This is a genomic window from Sphingobacterium sp. UME9, from assembly GCF_014170215.1.
GTDB lineage: Bacteria > Bacteroidota > Bacteroidia > Sphingobacteriales > Sphingobacteriaceae > Sphingobacterium > Sphingobacterium paramultivorum.
In genome coordinates this window covers 1419155-1438876 of record NZ_LZZP01000003.1, presented here as the reverse complement: position 1 = coordinate 1438876, position 19722 = coordinate 1419155, and the positions used below count along the sequence as shown (strand labels likewise).

Below are 19722 nucleotides of genomic sequence, written 5' to 3'. Positions count from 1 at the left end.
TATCATGCCGTTTTTTATTTGAGCTGTGTACGCTATTAAATCCTTTGCAAAAATTATTTTTTTTAAGAAAATGAAAACTTTAACACTATTTCTGATTGCCATAATGACCTTATTGGGGTGCAATCAGTCCGCCGACAGGCGAGCCACAATGGTAAAACAAGAAACCAAAGATATCGAGACTGGCTCCGATACGGTTAAAACAAAAAGAATAGCAGTCTGGCACCGATTTAAACTGGAGTCTGACAGTGCTATTGCGAAAATGGACAATGACCTTTTGAATCTACAGGCTAAGTTGGCCAAGGCAAATTCGAAAGATAGGGCTAAGCTCGATGACGATTATAACAAATTAAAAATTGAAATCGCAAGATTGAAGGAGAAAATTCGCCAAAAGAATGTAGCATTCGACAACGATATGCAACATGCTAAAGATATGACATTACAAGAAAATGAACAGTTTAAAAAAGATGTGAAAAATGATATTGATAAACTCGGAAAATCTGTCGATCAGCTTTTTAAAGATGACAAAAAATAAGCATTATTACTAGATGCTGATGCACTGAATATGATAGCAAGTAATAAAAAGCTATTGGACGAAATTTCTCCAGAGACAATTATTACACCTCATATCGACAGAGTTTGACAGGTTGTTTGGTGAACATCAGAATAACGATGAACGAATAAACACGGCCCTAGAGAAATCAAAAGAATCGATTATCATTACGGATATTATTAAAAATTTTGGAAATGGATTTAAGAAAATAAGAACGTAAATTATTTACAACTATTCCCGAAGATTTTGTCGGAAAATTACAGATATAGAAAATTATAAAATAAGATGGAAACCAGCCATATAAGTAAAAAGGAAATTTTACCTGGCGAAGAAATACAATGTAAGGACATCAGAACAGGTATTTTGAGTTTGCTGAAATCGGATTTTCCGGATATGTATAACGATGATTATATTTCTATAGATGAATTAAATCAATATAGAAGGCTTTATCTTACTTCGCTTGTTGTTCAGGAACGAGGAGAACTGGCGATTATAGATAAGGATGTAATAACAGCGATCCGAAACAATTCGATTCTCTCCGAAGATATTCAAGAAGAGTTGGAGGCACAGCTAACTGTAGGTCAAAAACTTGCTGATAGCGTTGCAAGATTTGGAGGAAGTTGGATATTCATCATTACCTTTTTTTCATTTATCCTTGTATGGATGATTGCTAATATTATTGTTCTAAGTAGGCAACCCTTTGATCCGTTTCCTTTCATTTTGCTCAATCTCCTGCTTTCCTGTTTAGCAGCAATTCAGGCTCCGATCATTATGATGAGCCAGAATAGGCAGGAGCAAAAAGATCGTGTCAGGGGCGAACATGATTATAAGATAAATCTAAAAGCAGAACTGGAGATAAAACTGCTCAGTGAAAAAATAGACCATCTGCTCATTCATCAAAGCAAAAAACTGTTGGAGATACAAGAGGTACAAACAGATTATTTGGAAGATGTACTAAAAGAGCTAAAGAAAAAATAGCTGTAATCGTCGCGCACCCCGACGATGAGAACTTATACCACTGAACTGATAAATCCCGTTATGATAAAGATCAAACCTGTACAATACAAAAACGTTGCATCATTTCTCTGACCGACTATGTACCTTTTGTGGGACCTGAGCTTTTTTGCAAAGTATAATTGAGCTTTTTTACCAAGTTGAATAAAAAGGGTACCGCTAAATTTGTGCTATAAATAATAACAAAATGAAAACAGTCAATACGATTTATAGCAACGGGGAATTTGTAAGCCCGCACGGAACGGATATTTATGAGCTCATCAATCCGTCTACGAATCAAAAGATCGGTGAAGTCACTTTAGCAGATGTAACCGACACAAAAAATGCCATTGCAGCGGCTAAAGCTGCCTTCCGAACATTTTCAAAATCCACCGTTTCGGAACGTATCGGTTATTTAACAAAACTGAAAACTGCGATTGAAAAGAGAAAGCAGGATTTTATAGATGCGATGATTGAAGAGTACGGCGGAACGTATCAATTTGTCACCATGAGCAACGCACATACCGGAGCCTGGTTTGACAGTATGATCGAAGTGCTTAACAATTTTGAATTTGAACGGACAATTAACGCCGCATCGGTGCGATTGCAGCCTGTCGGTGTTGTCGCTATCATTACGCCCTGGAATGCCAGCAACAGTTCGGTGGCCAGTAAAGTCGCTACCGCAATCGCAGCAGGATGTACCGTAGTCGTCAAACCCAGTGAAATGAGTGCTTTGCAGACGAATGTGCTCATGGAAGCTTTTCACGAAGCCGGTTTACCAAAAGGTGTTATCAATGTGGTAACAGGTCTCGGAAATGTAGTGGGCACGGAACTTACCGAGAATCCAGGAATTGCCAAAATTTCGTTTACGGGTTCTACAGCCGTAGGAAAATCCATCGCTAAACGGGCGGTCGATACCATGAAACGCATTACGCTCGAATTGGGTGGAAAATCGCCGAATATTATACTGGATGATGCAGACCTCGATAAAGCAATTCCGATGGCCGTATACGGCGCTTATATGAACAGTGGCCAGGCCTGTATTGCGCCGACAAGGCTTCTGGTGCCGCGGCATAAGCTCGATCAGGTTAATGCCTTAGCAAAGGCCACTGCCGAAAGTATGGTTGTCGGCCCGCCACAAAATGCCGATACCAACATCGGACCGATGGTGAGCGTGAAGCAGTTTGATAAAGTACAGCAGTATATAAAAACGGGAATTGAGGGAGGGGCAACCTTGTTGACCGGCGGATTGGGAAAACCTGAAGGTCTGGAAGAGGGTAATTTTGTGAAAGCCACCATTTTTACAAATGTCAGCAATGCGATGACCATTGCGCGGGAAGAGATTTTCGGTCCCGTTTTGTGTATTATTCCTTATCAAACCGAAGCGGAAGCCATAGAAATTGCCAATGATACGCCTTATGGACTAGCTGCCTACATCTCATCGGCGGATAGCGAAAGGGCAAAACGTGTGGCCGCAGAGATCGATGCTGGGCGGATCTGTATCAATGGATTCAGTCACGACCCGATGGTTCCGTTTGGCGGATTCAAGCAGTCGGGAATCGGACGGGAATATGGCGTATATGGTTTGCAACCTTACCTTGAAATCAAAGCCGTACTAAGCTAAATTTTTATACATTTGACAAAGCGTTGTCGTACGAACGGCGCTTTGTCTTGATCGATAGTCTTATGATAGAAAATTCGGATATTGTCTATTCCTGTTACCACCAAGTGAGCAGAAAAGGGGAAAATTTTGTGGCTCAGCATACGATTTCATATCAGCTTTCGGGAAGTTTTATATTGTCCGACAATAAAGATAAGCATATTGCGCATCCGGGCGATTTTCATCTCATCAGAAAAAACCAGCTGGTGAAATTTGCAAAGATTCCACCACCAAACGGCGCCTGTGAAAGTCTGAATATCTATTTGAGTGACGAAACGCTAAAGAATTTTGCGCATGAGTATCAGCTAAAATCCGAACACTCAACCGTGACGGAAGCGCTGGTTAAAATTGATGTCAATTCGGTTCTCGAAAATTTTATCGTGTCGCTGAAGGCCCTTCTTCAAAGTAATTTGAATAATAAATCACTCACCGACCTCAAAATCAAGGAACTTTTACTAATCCTCCTTCAGACGAAACCAGCGCTCAAAAATATCCTGTTTGATTTTTCTGAACCGCATAAAATAGACCTTGAGGCCTTTATGAATCAGAACTACAGGTATAACGTCAATTTAGAGCGTTTTGCCCGTCTAACAGGCAGGAGCCTTGCTACTTTCAAACGCGATTTTGAGAAAGTTTTTCAAACCTCGCCGCACCAGTGGATTCTGAAAAAAAGACTGGACGAAGCACATTATCTGCTAAAGGAAGAAAAGCGGTCTGCTTCGGATATCTTTGTTGATCTGGGCTTTGAAGATCTGTCGCATTTTTCCCATGCTTTTAAGAAACAGTTTGGCTACAGTCCGAAAAGCCTACCTAATACCGAAAAGCCTACCTAATATTTAGAGAACTAAGCGGCGTTCTGAACTTCTTTCTTTATTGATATACCCCTTAAATTGGCTCCGTCACTTGGTTTAATTTTGAAATACTCGATTAAGGATAGGAGTGATAAGACAGCAATTAACTGCAAGGCCAAGCTGAAATCCCGCATCTGATAAACCGTATCCTGATAATAACTGCTTGCCAGGTGTAGTGTCACTGCGCCTAGGGCGATACCCATACCAAGTGCCATTTGTTGTGCCGTATTGTACAGCGTATTTGCATTGCTCATCTGTTCATTGGGCACGTCTGCATAAGCCAGGGTATTTAGGCTGGTAAATTGGAGCGAGCGTGTAAGGCCCGAGAAAAAGAATACAATCGCCACCAGCCAGATCGGCGTTTGTACGGAAAGCAGGGAGAGTCCAGCGGTTACCAGTGTTAAAATAATACCGTTGCCGATCAGGACCTTGCGGAAATCATACCGCCGTGTTATCCACATGGCTACCGGTTTCATACTCATACTACCGAACATGTTGGCCATATAGAGGAGTCCGGCGTGAAAAGGGCTCAGTCCAAAACCCAGCTGTAACATAAGGGGCAATATAAAAGGAGCAACATTGATCACCATACGGGTGATGGAGCCAGAAAATACCGTAACCCGGAAGGTTTTTACGTTGAGAATACTGTAATCAATCAACGGATACTTGATCCGTTTGGAGTGCCAGATCGAAACGGCCATCAGCGCAAAGCTCGCCGCAATAGTTGCCAGTGGTTTTGTATAATCGCCTTTGGCTGCGCCGATCATTTCAGTTCCCAGCATAATTCCGGCAAGACCGATACCGCTGATAAAAAAACCGATGATATCAAGGGGACGGTTATTTTCGGAATCCATCGCTGGAATAAATTGATGCACTGCCCACAGCGCAAATACACCGACGGGTATATTGATAAAGAAAATCCAGTGCCAGCTAAAATAGGTTGTAAAAAATCCACCCAGCACTGGGCCGATAATAGGGCCCAATAACCCAGCCCAGGCAATATAACCGATCGCTTCAACCAGATCTTTCTTTTCGGTGTGCTTGAGTACAATAAGACGTCCCACCGGTACCATGAGGGCTCCGGCAGTACCCTGGCAAATACGTGCAATGACGAAAGATGTTAGGTTGGTACTCAGTCCACATGCGATTGAAGAAAGTATAAATCCGATAATCGCCAAATTGAAAACTTTTTTTGCGCCGTAGCGGTCGGCAATCCAGCCGCTGATTGGAATAAATACAGCTAACATGACGGTGTAAGAGGTAATACCTGCACTGAGGTGTACAACATCACTCTCAAAATCATGTGCCATTTTGGGTAAGGCCGTCGATATCGCTGTGGTGTCGAGCATCTCCATAAGTAAAGTGCCACCAACAATGAGCGATATGATGCGCGATTCTTTCTTCATCTTGCTCTTCTTAAATCCCGAACGGGAAACATTTGCGACAAAAGTAAGCCTATCGTAAAAAAGAAAAGTCATTTAAAGGCAATTAAATGTCCAACATGTCCGCGTATGTGTTTTCCGAAGAACCGAAGAAAAGAATTTATAATATTAAGATTATTGAGCGGGAAGCCGTACCTTAAATGTGGTTCCGCCCGCTGAATTGCTCTCCACAGCGATATGTCCGTTATGCAGTTCTACAATTTCACGGCAGAGATAAAGGCCTATGCCAAATCCCGAAATTGTTCCGACCTTATCTTTTCCTGCCCTGTAAAATCGCTCGAATATCTGATCCCGGTCTTCTTCGGCAATACCCATCCCTTGGTCGCTGACAAAAATTTCTATATCCTGATTTACCGTGGGCAAATAGCCAAATGTAATCTGGGTTCCTATCGGTGAATATTTGGCCGCATTTTCCACAAGATTTTGGACTACCTGCGAAATTTTATTCGGGTCAGCAGCAATGGACAAACTTTGCGTCAGGTCAGCGACAATCTGATGGGAGTTTATCCTCAATTTAAATTCATCTTCAAGTTCGGCAAATAATTCCTTCAGATCAAACACTTCTCTTTCTATCATCATTCTGCCGGAGTCGAATCGCGAGATGTTCAAGAATCCATTGATTAAGTTCTTCATATTGCGGACTTGTCGAAGGGATTTCATCGTAATGTCTTGATAGCTCGTGTTTGCTGTAAGGAATGCCTGACGCTGCATCAATTGAAGATAGGCGTTTATAGAGGTTAAGGGTGTCTTCAGTTCGTGGCTAACGATGCTTATGAAATCATTTTTCCGCTGTTCCTCAGCTTTTTGTTCGGTAATATCCCGTAAAGTACCGTTCAGACTTACTGCTTTTCCCTTGGCATCGTAAAATACTTTACCACGTGCCTGCACGAGTCTAACGTTCGGGTACTGCGAATGGACAATACGGTATTCAATAAAGTAATTGCCGTCCGACTCTTCGCGAAGTGCATCAGTTATGGCAGCCATTACACGTTGCCGATCCTCTTCTATGATGGAAGAAATAGCGGCTGATAAATCCAATTGTTCCTTATCGGCTAAACCAAACCATGATTTTAACAGGGCATTTCCGGAGAACAGATTATTTTTGGGCTCATAATAGAACGTCGCAAGCTCTCCGGCATCAATAGCCATGGACAGCATGTGTTGATCTTTTTCACTTTTCCGCCGTTCAAGGACTTGGTCGGTAATATCTTCAAGGATAATCAGAATTCCAGTGACTTTGTTGTCAGTTGAAAAAATAGGTTGATAGATCGAGTTTACGATAGCCTCTCGCAGTCCGTCATTGTGACGCAGCAATATGGAAAGTTCATTGTTTGTTTTCCGTACGCCTTTTTCGAACGCTTCCCGGAGCCACTGGTTCATGGGCTGGCCTTGCAGTTCGGGCCTTGCGATTTCGTGGGGCCGGCCCTGCACATCCGCTAATCGATGGCCCCAGATTTTTAATATGGTCGGATTGGCTATGTCAATAATAAGTTCCGGACCCTTAAGCATCGCTATGCCAACAGGTGCCTGCTCAATAATTGTCCGCACTTGTTCACGGCTTTCTGCCAGAAGTTGTAAGGAACTGTTGAGCTCATCATTTGTAGCGGTCAATTCTTCGAGCGTTGCCGCCATTTCCTCCATAAGCCCTTGTTCCTTTTTTTCTTTTTCCTGTATCTGTTGCTGATGCTGCCTTCTTAAAGTAACGTTGCGGGCAGTGTTTAAAATACACCAGGTTTTATTGTTTTGGTCTAATAGCGCTCTATATTCATAATCAAAATAATCAGTCACCCGAACACCGTTTTTAACGAGTCTGGCTGGTGCCTCGGTAACGGAATAGGATTTCCCCGTTCGCCAAACCTCTTGCAGAATAGCTAAGAACGGCTGATCTTCCAGTTCGGGGATAGCACTGATCAGCGCTTTGCCAATAACGGATGCGTCTTTGCCCCAAAGGGAAAGCATGCCTTCATTGGCAAACTGAATGGTCATCTCTGTTCCAGTATAGATTGATGTAGGCTCTGGAGAACAGCTCAGTGCCTGTAAGATAAGGTCTTCGCCAAATGAGGCACTACCAAATTTTTTCTTGATGTCCATTAGACCAAAGATAAAGAATACATTCTATAGCGTAACACATTATCTTCCGCTCTGGGAAGTAAAGTCTTGAAGAAAGCCGAACCGTCTGCTTTCTTTATAAAAATCCCAGCGAAAGGTTGTCTAAGGCTTCGCATAAGGTAATCGTTCAATCCGGCTTGTGGTATGATAGCTGTCAAGACCGCTAGAGGTAACTGTCCCGGCTTGTTCGATATCGATATAACCATCCTCTTTTAAACAGTTATCGGGCACGAAAGCTGTTTTTATTTGGCCGATGATCAATGTTGTGCCGTTCAGCTCAATGGCTGTTTTCTGAACAAAGCTGCAGGCGAATTTTATTTTGCTTTCTTGGACAAAAGGGACCGGAATATTTTCCAGGTATTCAGGGCTTAGTCCGACCTGTTCAAATTCGCTAACACCTTTTGGATATTTTGCACTACATTGGTGTGCCTCATGTACAAATTCGGGTGAGACATGATTAATCGTATACCATTTCTGCTCCAGGATATTATCCAGGGTGCTGCTAAAATCTGTCGCCGGCCGAAGTATAATGCCACAGAGTGCCGGATCTGCGCCCAGGTGGAACAAACTGCTGAACGTGGCAAGGTTTTCATTTCCGTCCCTGTTTTTTGTACCGATCAATACCAGGCTTTTAAAGCCGCCCAGCGAGTTTATAAAATTAGCTCTGTATCTTCTTTCAAATGCAGCAATTGCGTACTCATTATAAATCATCGTTTATGAATTCTTATTTTTAAGGTTTAGCTATTCTATTTATCATGCCCCTAAATATGAAGCCGTGAAAAGGCCATACGGCATACCAATAGAGCCTTCCGGCAAGGCCCAGGGGCCTAAAGGTCGCGGTCTGCAGCAGGATATTATCTTCGATTTTAAATTCTAGCCATGCTTCTCCAGGAAGTTTCATTTCGGCATAGAGCAGTAATCTTTTCGTGGTTCTATCGGCGATCAGTACGCGCCAAAAATCAAGTGCATCACCTGCAGCCAGATCACTTTTATTTTTTCGCCCCCGCCGCATACCCACTCCGCCAACTAATTGATCCATGAATCCACGGATTTTCCAGAGCCAGTTGCCATAATACCAGCCAGAATTACCTCCAATGGACCAGATTTTGGTCAATGATGCTTCACTATTGTGGAGGGGAACCGAGCGGACATCCTTAAAGCAACCATAACTGGGCACTTCCAGCAGCCTGCTGAGCCCGCCCGATAAAATGTGACTGGTCTGTGCGTCTTTCCAGCTGGAAACCACATTGTCGCTTTCAATTTTTTGAAAAGCTAATTGGATGGATTTCCTGTAATTGATCAACGTGATACCGAGTTCGTCCGCTAGATTATTGGGTTTACAGATCACTTCTACTTTCATGCTATCGACCAGGTTTTTGGCCAGGTTATAGGACGTCGAGGTAACAAAATAGAGCCAGTAGGAGGAAAGCCGCGGCGTCATGAGCGGGATAACAAAGATCTGTCGCCTAAGTTTTCGTTCGGCAGCATATTGCAGCAGCATCTCTTTGTAGCTAAGGATGTCTGGCCCCCCGATATCATAGCTTCTGCTAAAGGTATGCGGGTTGGCGATAACACCGATCATAAATTCGATCACGTTGCGTATGGCGATGGGCTGACATTTCGTCTGCAACCATTTGGGCGTAATCATAACCGGGAGTTTTTCCACAAGATCCCGAATGATCTCGAAAGATGCGCTTCCCGAGCCAACGATGATACCGGCCCGCAAGGTGGTGATCGGAATCCGTCCGCTGGCCAGGATGTTTTCAACGTTTCTTCTCGAGTCGAGATGCTTCGATAAGTGATCTGAATTAATTATTCCACTCAGATAAATGATCTGTTGCGCGCTGGTTTTTTCTATAAAGTTGCGGAAGTTGGTCGCACATTGCGCTTCCATTTGCTGGAAATCACCTGACTGCGTCGCCATGGAATGGATCAGGAAATAAGCAATATCAATTTCAAGTGGAATTTCTTTCAGACTTTCGTTATCTAGGAAATCGACTTCAACAACTTGAACATGCCCCGGAATTGCCGAGGTATCAAAACGATTCTTATCTCTTACACAACAAATAATTTCATGCCCCTGTTCTAACAACACAGGCAAAAGACGTTTTCCAATATACCCGGTCACTCCGGTTAATAGAATTTTCATAGCCTGATTTGTTAAGTTCAGCCGTTATTTAGTGTATACAAATATACCAAAATGCAGCCTAATTTGTTTTTATTTGGTGTGTTTTTATTCTATTTTGTCAAAAATTAGCGCAATTGCTCTAGAGGTAGCTTGTTTGGGTTTGAACCATTAAGGCGACAGCGGGCATCAGTCAAAGTTGACTGACCGGAAGGTCTTTTTAATGATAATCTTGGTATTCTCGGCCAATTCATCCAGTGTACAGTGGATGGATCGTAATTGTGTCCTCTGAATCGTAGCGTCGCTCAAGAGAAGATTAATGCGAAGACGTCTGCTGTCTGAGGCTTCAAGCTCACCGCGCAGTTCATCAAACAGTTCATGAATAATCTTTTCGCAGCTTTTTTGGTCAAAACTGGCGATAGTGATATATTGTCCGTGGCTGTACATCTGTAATTCAATATAATAATTGGATGTTTTCATAATCCTAGTATTAAAGATTGAAAAATAGGTTAGCCTCCAGCGGAGGCTAACCAAGTTAATGTTGCTATCTGGATTTTTAGGATATTTCGATCATCCGAGGTTCTTTCTGTTTGGCTTCTTCTTTCTTTGGTATTGTCAATCGGAGCATACCATTCTCATAGCGTGCCTGAATATTGTCCTGATCGACAACCTCCTTCTGAAGTTCGAAGCTGCGTTGGAAAGATTGGTAGCTGAACTCCCGGCGTGTATAGTTGTCGTGATGTTCCTCGTTTTCTTCTTGCTTAGCCGAAGATATAGTCAAGAGATTGCCGTCGAGTGTCACCTTGAAATCGCCTTTGGCCATGCCAGGTGCGGCGACCTCCACTTCGAAGCTGTCTGCGTTTTCCTTGATGTTGACCGCCGGAACGGTGGTACTTGTTGATGAGTAATTTTTGTTGTCCCAGTTTAAAAGCTCGCGGTTAAAATTATCAAACATGGGCGAAAAAAGTGAAAAATTGTTCCAGTTTCTTTTTGCAAGTTTCATAGTAACCTCCTTTTAATGAAGTATAACAATAATTTAAATCTATCAGCCGGCCGACTGTATTAAAAATCCCACAAAAAAAGTACCGAGCTTAAAAAACTGAAATTTTTGCAGCAAAACTGTCAAATTTTACCTGATAAATTGACAGAAAAGATAGACGCTCTGTACAAAATACCGAAAATTGATTTTTTTTTCAAACGATGTTCAGCTCAATATTGTCCTTATAATAATCCATTTGATGGATAACTTAGTTAGAAAAGACCGGGCTTCTTAGAGGTTTCTGGTCTTTTCTTTTTGGTGGAAGCTACCAACTTCTATGGCACATAAAGGCCATAGGGAAGGGACAAAGAAATGAAGCGACGCGCTAATAACTAGGTTATTTTGACAAGGCCTCCAGCACTTTTAAATGCGATCTAAATGCTGTCCAGAAGCTCCGAAACTCGTTGTATTGTATTTTATATTCCTTGCAGGTCTGCTTCACAATCCTATTGAGCGCAGGATAATGAACATGGCTGATCTTTGGAAAAAGATGATGTTCAACCTGAAAATTGAGACCGCCAAGCAACCAGGTAAGTACCTTGCTGCCCGTAGCAAAATTTGCGGTGGACTGAATCTGATGAATCATCCATTCTTCTTCGACCTTTGACTGGTCAATGGTTTTGAATTCGGTTTCTTCCACCACATGGGCCAGCTGGAATACTGTGGCCAGACTCATACCACACACAGTACCAGAAATCAGCAAACCGATAAGTGTGGGCAGCCACCCGACGAAAATGATCGGAATAATGATAAATAAGCTGAAGTGAATTAGCTTACTGACCCAAAAAATAATACGCTCTTTGACCGGAAAATGAAATTGCTCAGTTTTATGTCCCATGCGCCCACGGAAATATTTCTCATAATCCTGATAAAAGATCCACGCTAAATAGGAGATTCCATAGAGCAATGGAAAATAAAAACGCTGATAGCGATGGTGTTTCCGAAGTTTCTGGTCGTGGTGTATACGCATAAACTTTACTTCGATATCGTGATCTTCGCCATCGATATTTGTATAGGTGTGGTGTGCAATATTATGTTTGAGCTTCCAAAAGTAGATATTGCCGCCCAGAAGATTGAGCGAGTAGGAGAGCACAGTGTTCAGGTTTTTATTGTCTGAAAAAGAATTGTGCCCAGCATCGTGCATAATGTTAAAACCAATCGCAGCGAGGTTAGCTCCGAAAATGATACATAATGCTATTGCAATACTCCAATGCAAAGGTGCGAATACCAGAAGGAGGTACAATACCGCAAAGCTGATCAGGAGGATAGCGGCTTTCAGATAGATCTTACGATTCCCGGTTCTTGGCTGAAGTGAATTTTGAAAATAGTTATTGATTTTTTGTTTTAACGTTTTAGAGAACAATGTATTTACATTGCTGAATTTTACAGACTGGGACATTTGGATTTTTACTCGAGAAATATGCTTAATATTTATTACGTTCCATCTTGAGCGATAGAACAATGTAAATATACGCTATAAAATTTGAAAGATCGCGGTAGTAAAGTTAAAGATTGTTAAAGGTCATTCTGCCATCCTTGATTTCCCATGGCCAGGAAGATATACCTTTTGAATTTTTGAAGCCTCCGAAAACAATATTATGACTCCCGATAAATTCCTTCAGACCCAATAAAATAGATACATATTGCCTCCGGTATTTATCCTAAGGTCGATGATCCAGGCTTTATTTTATAGACCTTCCCTTCTGGGAAGCAAAGGTTGTTGTGCGTCCAAGCTGCATAAAGCAATTAGCGGTGGATTTGATTAAACTATTTTAGGCTGCACGCTGTTCTCAGAATAACTGTACATACATGTGACAGGCAGGATTGAAAACAAAAAGAACACCATATGAATGGATTCAATAAAAATATGCTGGGCGGACTGATCGGTGCGCTTGTACTCAATGTCGTCCATAGCGCGGCTAAAAGGTTTGATAATCAAGCGCCTGAAGTCGATAAAGTAGGCGAGGAAGCAATGAAAAAAACAGTTCGTTTTGCCGGATTTAAACCGCCAAAAGGCAACGCGCTGGTGGCAGCAACTTTTGGCACAGACGTAGCTTCCAACGCCATGTTATATACCCTCATCAGCTACGGCGGTCAGAAAAATCTGCTGCTCAAAGGAGCACTGCTCGGAACAGTGGTAGGCCTGGCGACATTGACCATTCCTGAGCAGGCAGGTCTGGACGCTACGCCGATAAAAAAGACCGACCGTACCAAGTTGATGACCGTGGCCTGGTATGTGATCGGAGGATTGGCCGCAGGGATGGCCATGAAAGCATTGGGGAAGCGCAGGTTTCTTTAAATGTAACACACAATACGCACTAAAATTTATTTTATACTGTTTTGTCAGTTAAACGATTGTCTGAACGCTAAAGGTGAAACATTGGTTTTTTTCTTAAACAGTTTGTTGAACGATTGCGGATGCTCAAAACCGAGCTTATAGGCAATTTCGGCAACGGAAAGGCTTGTCGCCGTGAGTTGTTCCTTGGCTTCTTCAATTAACTTGTCGTGAATGTGCTGCTGTGTGTTTTTACCGGTAACTGAACGTAGTAAATCGCTTAAATAGCGTGCTGATACATGGAGGCTTTCGGCTAAATACTCTACGGTTGGAAGCCCTTGTTTTAAAGTTTCTTCGCTGTCGAAATAATCGTCCAGCAATTTTTCCAATTGGGTCAGCAGCGCATGGTTAACCGCTTTCCGAGTAATGAATTGACGCTCATAGAAGCGGTTGCTGTATTGCAAGAGCATATCAATTTGCGACAAAATAATATCTTGGGTATGCTTGTCGATATGCTGATATTCTTGTTCGATTTTAAGAAAAATTTCTATAATGTCTTTTTCTTCGCGTTCGGAGAGATGTAATGCTTCGTTAAGCGCATATGAAAAGAAATTGTAGTTTTTTATTTTAGTGGCCAGGGGGTGGGTATACAAGAAATCAGGATGGAATAGCAGCATGTAACCTTTTCCGCATTCGACATTCATCTTTCTGATTTCGGCAATCGTCAACGATTGAATCTGCTTGGGCGCAATAAAGTTCATTGTTCCTTTGTCGAAATCGTAATATTGTTGGCCGTACTTTATTTTTGCAGTAACATCTTTTTTCAGCGAAATACTGTAGAAATTCACGCAGAACTGCTCCCAGATGTCGCTTTCATCGGGTTTTATTCCAGCTACATCAATTACGCTGACGAGCGGATGTAATGGGGCCGGCAAGGACAATTGCCGATGAAATTCGGATATGGAATTGATACTATGCATCCTGTTTTTGTTATACAAATTTACAAAAAACAACTGCCTCGCAAGGCAGTTGCTGATTTAAAAAATTAGGCCTCAAATTGTTTTGCAATTTCCTGCCTGAACGCTTCTTTTCCGATTTGCAATCGTCTTTCATAGAGTGCATGTGCATCTTCACCTGCCAGATAACGTACCTGATCTTTATTGTCCGTGGCGGCTTCATACACCACTTGGGCAATTTGCTCGGCTGTGGATGCATTTTGCATCATCAGACCCATTTGTTCGAACAGTTTGTCTTCGATGTCCTGATAGTCCGAAGCTCGGTTTAGATCCAAAGAACGACCTGCAAAATCTGTCGCTATTCCTCCCGGAGCAACTGTTTTGATGGCTATTCCAAATTTTTTCAATTCAAAGGACATGCTTTCGCTCCAGCCCTCCAGGGCGAATTTTGTGGCATGATACATCGAATGTAACGGGAACCCCATAAATCCACCAATTGATGTGGTTGAAATAAATAAACCACTTTTCTGTGCTCTAAAATGGGGGATAAAGGCTTGTGTAACCCGCAATACACCCAACAGATTCGTGTTGATTTGGCGAAGTATCTTTTCGTCGCTCAACGTTTCAAACGCACCCATTAAACCATAACCTGCATTATTGAAAACGACATCAATGTTACTTGTAGCGATTGCTTTTGCTACAGTTTCTTTGATCTGGGCCGGATCGGTAACATCCAATTTTAATAGCCTGATGTTTTCGATCCCGGTAAGTTCGGTTTCATTTTCGGGATTTCGCATGGTTGCGATCACATTCCAACCCGCCTGTTGAAATAGTTTGGCAGTTGCTTTTCCCAAACCGGAAGAAGCCCCTGTAATGAAAATTGTCTTTTGCATGTTGTTATTGTTTGATTCCATACCACAAATGTCTGAAGAAGGCATCGGGTACCTGTTGCCAAATTGAGCTTGATTGTAGCCAAAATGACGAAATCAAAATGTGTGAAAAAAATCATCGCCAATGCAGCAGGAAATTTATCGACTTTGGCACGATTATTTGTTGATATTCGTTATAAAAACGATGCAATGTTAAGTTGATTTTTGCTCGATTTTAAACTTTTTGGCGTATTCGTATTGGCGTAATTGCTGTATTTTAAAAATTTTAGAAGATCTATATTTATGCAAGGCACAATTGACGGGATAAGCGGGGAACCACATCGTTCACAGGTGTTCCGTTTAACTTACAAAGGACAGGATTATCAGCTGGTGTTGTTGAAAAAGTCTTTATCAAAGCTCGATACGGAATTGCCAATTTCGCTTGATGGAATTGATCAAAAAATCGTAAAAAAAGGCGACCACTGGTTTTTTGAAAATAGGCATTCAGATCAGCATTTTGCGACAGAAATCTGGCGCAATTTATCGCTTCGATATCGCCTCTAAGGCCAAAAGTCTGCTATATGGTGGTCCGCAGCTCAATATACAGCAGATTTTAAGGATGTTATCTTAGCTTGTAGCCATCTTCCGTCTAAACTCCAATGGTGAGAGCTCCGTTTTTTTTTTGAATAAACGATTGAGTGACTGCGGTTGTTCAAAACCCAGCTGATAGGCAATTTCGGCAACGGAAAGCTCCGACCTGGACAGCAGATCTTTCGCTTTTTCAATGAGCTTATGTTGGATATGGTTCTGCGCACTTTCACCGGTCTGCAACCGTAATAAATCGCTTAAATAGTTTTTCGACATATTCAGCCGCTCAGCAAAGTAGCCCACCTGCGGTAAACCCTTGCGTTCGGTTTCGGCTTCAAAATACTGATCCAGCAATTGTTCAAACCGGCTCACCAAGGGTACATTGTGTACCTTACGCGTAATAAACTGCCGGTTATAAAACCGCTGCGAATACACCAGCAACAGTTCGATGAAACTGACAATGGCATCCTGGCTATAGCTGTCGATCGGACTGTCATATTCGCTTAAGATCCCTTTTCCGATATTTCGGATCTGCTCTTTTTCCCGGTCGGACAGAAAAAGTGCTTCGTTGACTTCGTAATCGAAAAAACTGTAGCTGCCGATTTTGTTTGCCAGGTCATAGGTGCGGATAAAATCGGGATGGAAAACAAGGGAATAACCTACTTCGGCATGGGCAGTATCGGGATCAACACTGATCGTCTGCCCGGGTTTAAAGAAAGTCATCAGACCTTCCCGGAAGTCGTACTGATGTGGGCCATAACCCAATACGCATTGTGCATCTTCTTTTATGGAAATGCAGTACAGGTTGAGCTGAAAGGTGGTCTCGACCGTTGGATGTATATGCTTGTTTTTGGAGAAATCCGTGATGCTAAAAAGCGGATGCTGCGGTTTGGGCAACCGTAGCGCTTCATGATAGTCAGCGATACTATTGATCCTGATCAGTACGGGTTCTTTCTTTGACATGCTCTTTTTGCCTGTTAAATGATAGCCTAATTTAAGTAAAATGCCATGCGCTTTCTGCTGGCATGGCATTTATATTTTTTAAGATTGCAGCGGAATACTTACATCGCGGGATCCGGTATCCAGTCCGACCGGCAGAATAGCCTCAATGCGTTGCAGCTCTTCGGCGGTCAATAGAATGTCTGTAGCTGCGATATTCTGCTCCACATAGCGCACTCTTTTTGTCCCTGGTATCGGCACGATTCCTTTTTGGATCAGCCAGGCAAGGGCCAGCTGCGACGAGGTAACGTCTTTTTCTTTTCCAATCTGTTCGAGTTCACGCACCAGATCGAGGTTTTTATAAAACTGTTCACCCTGAAACCTCGGGATAAGCCTGCGGAAATCATCTTCGGGGATATCGTCCGGCGACTTGATCTCACCCGTGATAAATCCACGGCCCAAAGGGGAGTAGGCGACCAGGCCTATACCCAGCTCCTGTGTCAGATCGTATACGCCATTGGTCTCCACCTCGCGTCCGAATAGGGAGATTTCATTCTGCACAGCCGTGATCGGGAACGTGGCATGTGCCTTGCGGATCTGCTCGGCACTGACTTCCGAAATGCCCAGGTACCTGACCTTGCCCGCTGTGACCAGCTCGCCCATGGCACCTACGGTTTCCTCAATGGGTACATTGGGGTCGGGGCGGTGCATATAATAGAGGTCAATCACATCGGTATCGAGGTTTTTCAGTGAGCGCTCGATAGACTTTCGGATATATTCTGGCCGACCGTTTATGCGCCAGGTCACCTGGTCGTTATCATCAATCTCAAAGCCGAACTTGCTGGCGAGGATGTACTCGTTGCGCTTGCCCCGTATGGCCCTGGAGATCAACCTTTCGTTTTCAAAGGGTCCATACAGATCGGCCGTATCCAAAAAGTTACCTCCCAGTTCCAATGACCGGTGGATGGTGGCTATGGATTCTTTCTCGTCGGCCTTGCCGTAGATATCGCCAGTGGACGCAAAACTGCTCATCCCCATACAGCCTAAGCCGATCATTGGAATTTCCAGTCCCTGCGTGCCTAATTTTCTTGTTTTCATCTGCTTCTTATTTTTGTTACCCAAAATTACGAAGCAGCGCCTGCAGCATGTTTACCCCAATTACGGAAACTTGTAACCGAATTACGGATCTAATCGCTAATTAAGCTACCCTGAATTTTTCGTTATAAGCATCTTCCAGGTACTGTCCCAACGTTCTTGTCCGCTCCGTATCAATGGTACTGATGTAGCGATGAAACATCTGCTCAGTACTGTGACCTGTAGCTTCCATCAGTAGCGGAGTAGGGATTTTACCGTAAAAATTTGAGGCAAAGCTTCTTCTTCCGATGTGGCTCGTGATCGCTTCCCATTTTTGCACAAACATTTCTACGGCCCGGAAGCCCTTTCTTTTGCGGACTTTAACAAGGCTATTGATACCGGCAAGTTCCGCGACTTCCTTGATCTGCAGATTATACTTTTGCGCAGTAAGCTTCTCTGGAAATACGTTTAAATTGCCCGACAATATGGTCAATGGTACCGGATGTAAAGGCAGCAGAATTTCTTTTTGCGTTTTCTGCTGGACAAATGAGATACAGGGTTTTCCCTTGATTATCTCGAGGTTCTGGATATCAAAATTCATGAAATCTGAAATGCGCTGGCCGGTGTAGCAGCTGATGATCAGCCAGTCCCGAGCTGCCTGGAGTCTTGGAGGGACATCCGTTTCCTTGAGTTTTACCAGTTCATCCTCACTGAGGGTGACAAAAAGATTAACTTTCTTTTCCTTGGGAAGTTCAAGTTCATAAACGTAGGTTCTGACCCCTCTTTTTTCCAGAAAATTGAGCACCGTGCGGACAAAATGTATGGTGCGGCCGATCGTACTTTTATTGTATTCTTCCAGCTCGCCAAATTCAAGGAACTCTTTGACAAAGGATGCATTGACTTCGTGCAGCAAAAGGTGTCTTTTGCGATGGCCTTCAAATCGCTCAAGCAAATGGAGGAATACCCGGTAACGCTTGGAAGTCGGTTCAGAAATAAGGTGGGCACGGCTCCGGATATAAGCTTCCACATAATCTAGAAGGCTGTTGGCGGGGCGACAACTCTTTGTGCCATCACAATTTTCTTTTATGATCTTGCGGAGTTTGATATGCGAAATTTTGCTGTTTTTTGCCGTGACATTGCTCAGGTATTCGGCGATTCCGATTTTTAGCCTATCGAGCTTGGCATTTAAATTTTTATTTTTTTTGAGGTAAATATTGTGGGGTCGCTGTTTTTCAAAATCCCATAAATCCGGGCAAATTTTAAGGGGAGTATTGATCACATGTTCCGTCTGAGAATCATCAAGGATCGTGAGGGATATTGTTGAAAAGGGGGAGGAATATAGCAGCGTAAATTTGAAGTTTATCATTGGACTTGAATCTAATTTTCTGAAAATAAATATATAAGTTTTCCAGAGAAGTCCAATTCAGACTACAGTTCCAATAATCAAATGTAACTATTTTACCTTACAAAAAATAATCTAATAAATATTATTAAAAACTACACCTTAATCGCTATTCATTTCATGACAAATCCTATTCAGACAGATAATTTCATTTTTTTATCCTTTATGAATCAGTTAATTAAAAAAAAGTTGTAGTCTGAATTGGACTACAGTACTATGTAACTAACGCATATATTTCAAACTTAAACAGAATCGAAAATGAAGGATCAATTAAAGGCCAAAAGAGAATACATACCACCTGCAATTCATGCAACCAGGGTGGAGATGGAGAATGCTTTCGGGGCTATACAGGTTACTTTCGTAGCAGGAACTGAACAGGACTATTTGCCATTGGATATTTTGCAGAAGGGAGAAGATGGCAACTGAGATCGGAAGAAAAATAAAAATAGCATTTGTGGACGATAGTCTCTTTCAGCGGACGCTCATGAAAATAGTGCTTGTCAACAATGAAACATTTGATCTACGTTTTAATTGCAGCAACGGACTGGAGCTCCTGAAAAAACTCGAAAGTACCGCCGAGCTGCCCGACGTATGCCTTGCGGATCTTAATATGCCTGTAATGGATGGACATGAGGCCGCTCTTCATATCCGCGATCGGTTTCCATCGATTAAAGTATTCGGGTATACGACCACAGATAATATCACCGAACTTGAACGGTTTAAGGCCAACGGTGCACTTTTCATTTTCAGTAAAACCAACCTGAGAATGACATTGGACGAAATTAAATATTGGCTTGATGATGACATCCGATCTCCATTAAGCAAAGGATAGATACATAGCATAGCTCAT

At 42.6% G+C, this 19722-nt stretch carries 20 protein-coding genes; 8 read left to right on the top strand and 12 right to left on the bottom strand.

The genetic code is table 11. The annotated features are described in order from the left end of the window. Window positions 1–70: 70 nt before the first annotated feature. The 4 genes from A9970_RS07715 (at window position 71) to A9970_RS07695 (ending at window position 4036) form a co-directional block, all read left to right on the top strand. Window positions 71–532, top strand: coding sequence for a hypothetical protein (locus A9970_RS07715; protein ID WP_159726321.1), 462 nt, complete (start codon window positions 71–73; stop codon window positions 530–532). Between the two features lie 303 nt (window positions 533–835). Beyond that, on the top strand, window positions 836–1528 hold the full coding sequence (locus A9970_RS07705) for a DUF1003 domain-containing protein (RefSeq protein WP_182981857.1): 693 nt from the start codon (window positions 836–838) through the stop codon (window positions 1526–1528). 223 nt (window positions 1529–1751) lie between these two features. Beyond that, the gene (locus tag A9970_RS07700; protein WP_182981856.1) at window positions 1752–3167 is read left to right on the top strand and encodes an aldehyde dehydrogenase family protein; all 1416 of its coding nucleotides are present in this window, start codon (window positions 1752–1754) and stop codon (window positions 3165–3167) included. Between the two features lie 62 nt (window positions 3168–3229). After that, window positions 3230–4036 carry an AraC family transcriptional regulator gene (locus A9970_RS07695; protein ID WP_182981855.1) on the top strand — a complete coding sequence of 269 codons (807 nt, stop codon included), beginning with the start codon at window positions 3230–3232 and terminating at the stop codon, window positions 4034–4036. 11 nt (window positions 4037–4047) lie between these two features. Here A9970_RS07695 and A9970_RS07690 read toward each other — a convergent pair whose 3' ends face one another. From A9970_RS07690 to A9970_RS07660, 7 genes are all read right to left on the bottom strand, one after another. After that, complete coding sequence (locus tag A9970_RS07690; RefSeq protein ID WP_220801538.1) at window positions 4048–5532, bottom strand: MFS transporter; 1485 nt, start codon at window positions 5530–5532, stop codon at window positions 4048–4050. Between the two features lie 78 nt (window positions 5533–5610). Then, window positions 5611–7587, bottom strand: a complete 1977-nt coding sequence (locus A9970_RS07685) for an ATP-binding protein (protein WP_182981854.1) — start codon at window positions 7585–7587, stop codon at window positions 5611–5613. Window positions 7588–7707: 120 nt separating this feature from the next. Further along, window positions 7708–8316 (bottom strand): flavin reductase family protein, encoded by a 609-nt coding sequence (locus A9970_RS07680; protein ID WP_182981853.1) that lies wholly within the window; start codon window positions 8314–8316, stop codon window positions 7708–7710. Between the two features lie 19 nt (window positions 8317–8335). Continuing rightward, window positions 8336–9754, bottom strand: a complete 1419-nt coding sequence (locus tag A9970_RS07675; RefSeq protein WP_182981852.1) for an SDR family oxidoreductase — start codon at window positions 9752–9754, stop codon at window positions 8336–8338. Window positions 9755–9919: 165 nt separating this feature from the next. After that, window positions 9920–10210 (bottom strand): hypothetical protein, encoded by a 291-nt coding sequence (locus A9970_RS07670; RefSeq protein WP_182981851.1) that lies wholly within the window; start codon window positions 10208–10210, stop codon window positions 9920–9922. Window positions 10211–10286: 76 nt separating this feature from the next. Continuing rightward, the gene (locus A9970_RS07665; protein WP_182981850.1) at window positions 10287–10733 is read right to left on the bottom strand and encodes an Hsp20/alpha crystallin family protein; all 447 of its coding nucleotides are present in this window, start codon (window positions 10731–10733) and stop codon (window positions 10287–10289) included. A gap of 373 nt (window positions 10734–11106) precedes the next feature. Next, window positions 11107–12168 carry an acyl-CoA desaturase gene (locus tag A9970_RS07660; protein WP_182981849.1) on the bottom strand — a complete coding sequence of 354 codons (1062 nt, stop codon included), beginning with the start codon at window positions 12166–12168 and terminating at the stop codon, window positions 11107–11109. A 447-nt stretch (window positions 12169–12615) separates the two neighbouring features. Here A9970_RS07660 and A9970_RS07655 point away from each other — a divergent pair, with 447 nt between their 5' ends. Then, window positions 12616–13068 carry a hypothetical protein gene (locus A9970_RS07655; protein ID WP_159726341.1) on the top strand — a complete coding sequence of 151 codons (453 nt, stop codon included), beginning with the start codon at window positions 12616–12618 and terminating at the stop codon, window positions 13066–13068. Between the two features lie 44 nt (window positions 13069–13112). Here the strand turns inward: A9970_RS07655 and A9970_RS07650 are convergent, their stop codons facing one another. Both A9970_RS07650 and A9970_RS07645 read right to left on the bottom strand, forming a co-directional pair. Beyond that, entirely contained in the window at window positions 13113–14024 is a 912-nt protein-coding gene (locus A9970_RS07650) for an AraC family transcriptional regulator (RefSeq protein ID WP_182981848.1), read from the bottom strand. Between the two features lie 65 nt (window positions 14025–14089). Beyond that, window positions 14090–14893, bottom strand: a complete 804-nt coding sequence (locus A9970_RS07645; RefSeq protein ID WP_182981847.1) for an SDR family oxidoreductase — start codon at window positions 14891–14893, stop codon at window positions 14090–14092. A 279-nt stretch (window positions 14894–15172) separates the two neighbouring features. Here A9970_RS07645 and A9970_RS07640 point away from each other — a divergent pair, with 279 nt between their 5' ends. Further along, on the top strand, window positions 15173–15433 hold the full coding sequence (locus A9970_RS07640; protein WP_112376336.1) for a hypothetical protein: 261 nt from the start codon (window positions 15173–15175) through the stop codon (window positions 15431–15433). A gap of 63 nt (window positions 15434–15496) precedes the next feature. Here A9970_RS07640 and A9970_RS07635 read toward each other — a convergent pair whose 3' ends face one another. The 3 genes from A9970_RS07635 to A9970_RS07625 all read right to left on the bottom strand — a co-directional run bounded on the left by A9970_RS07635 (window position 15497) and on the right by A9970_RS07625 (window position 18836). Then, on the bottom strand, window positions 15497–16420 hold the full coding sequence (locus A9970_RS07635; protein WP_182981846.1) for an AraC family transcriptional regulator: 924 nt from the start codon (window positions 16418–16420) through the stop codon (window positions 15497–15499). A gap of 78 nt (window positions 16421–16498) precedes the next feature. Beyond that, window positions 16499–17494: an aldo/keto reductase gene (locus tag A9970_RS07630; RefSeq protein ID WP_182981845.1), complete on the bottom strand. Its 996-nt coding sequence runs from the start codon at window positions 17492–17494 to the stop codon at window positions 16499–16501. 100 nt (window positions 17495–17594) lie between these two features. Continuing rightward, window positions 17595–18836, bottom strand: a complete 1242-nt coding sequence (locus A9970_RS07625) for a site-specific integrase (RefSeq protein ID WP_182981844.1) — start codon at window positions 18834–18836, stop codon at window positions 17595–17597. A gap of 294 nt (window positions 18837–19130) precedes the next feature. Between A9970_RS07625 and A9970_RS07620 the strand changes: the two genes are divergently transcribed. Both A9970_RS07620 and A9970_RS07615 read left to right on the top strand, forming a co-directional pair. Next, a complete protein-coding gene (locus tag A9970_RS07620) occupies window positions 19131–19298 on the top strand; it encodes a hypothetical protein (protein WP_182981843.1) in 168 nt (55 codons plus the stop codon). Then, window positions 19288–19704 carry a response regulator gene (locus tag A9970_RS07615; RefSeq protein WP_182981842.1) on the top strand — a complete coding sequence of 139 codons (417 nt, stop codon included), beginning with the start codon at window positions 19288–19290 and terminating at the stop codon, window positions 19702–19704. The genes A9970_RS07620 and A9970_RS07615 overlap by 11 nt, the downstream gene beginning before the upstream one ends. The last annotated feature ends 18 nt before the right edge of the window (window positions 19705–19722 follow it).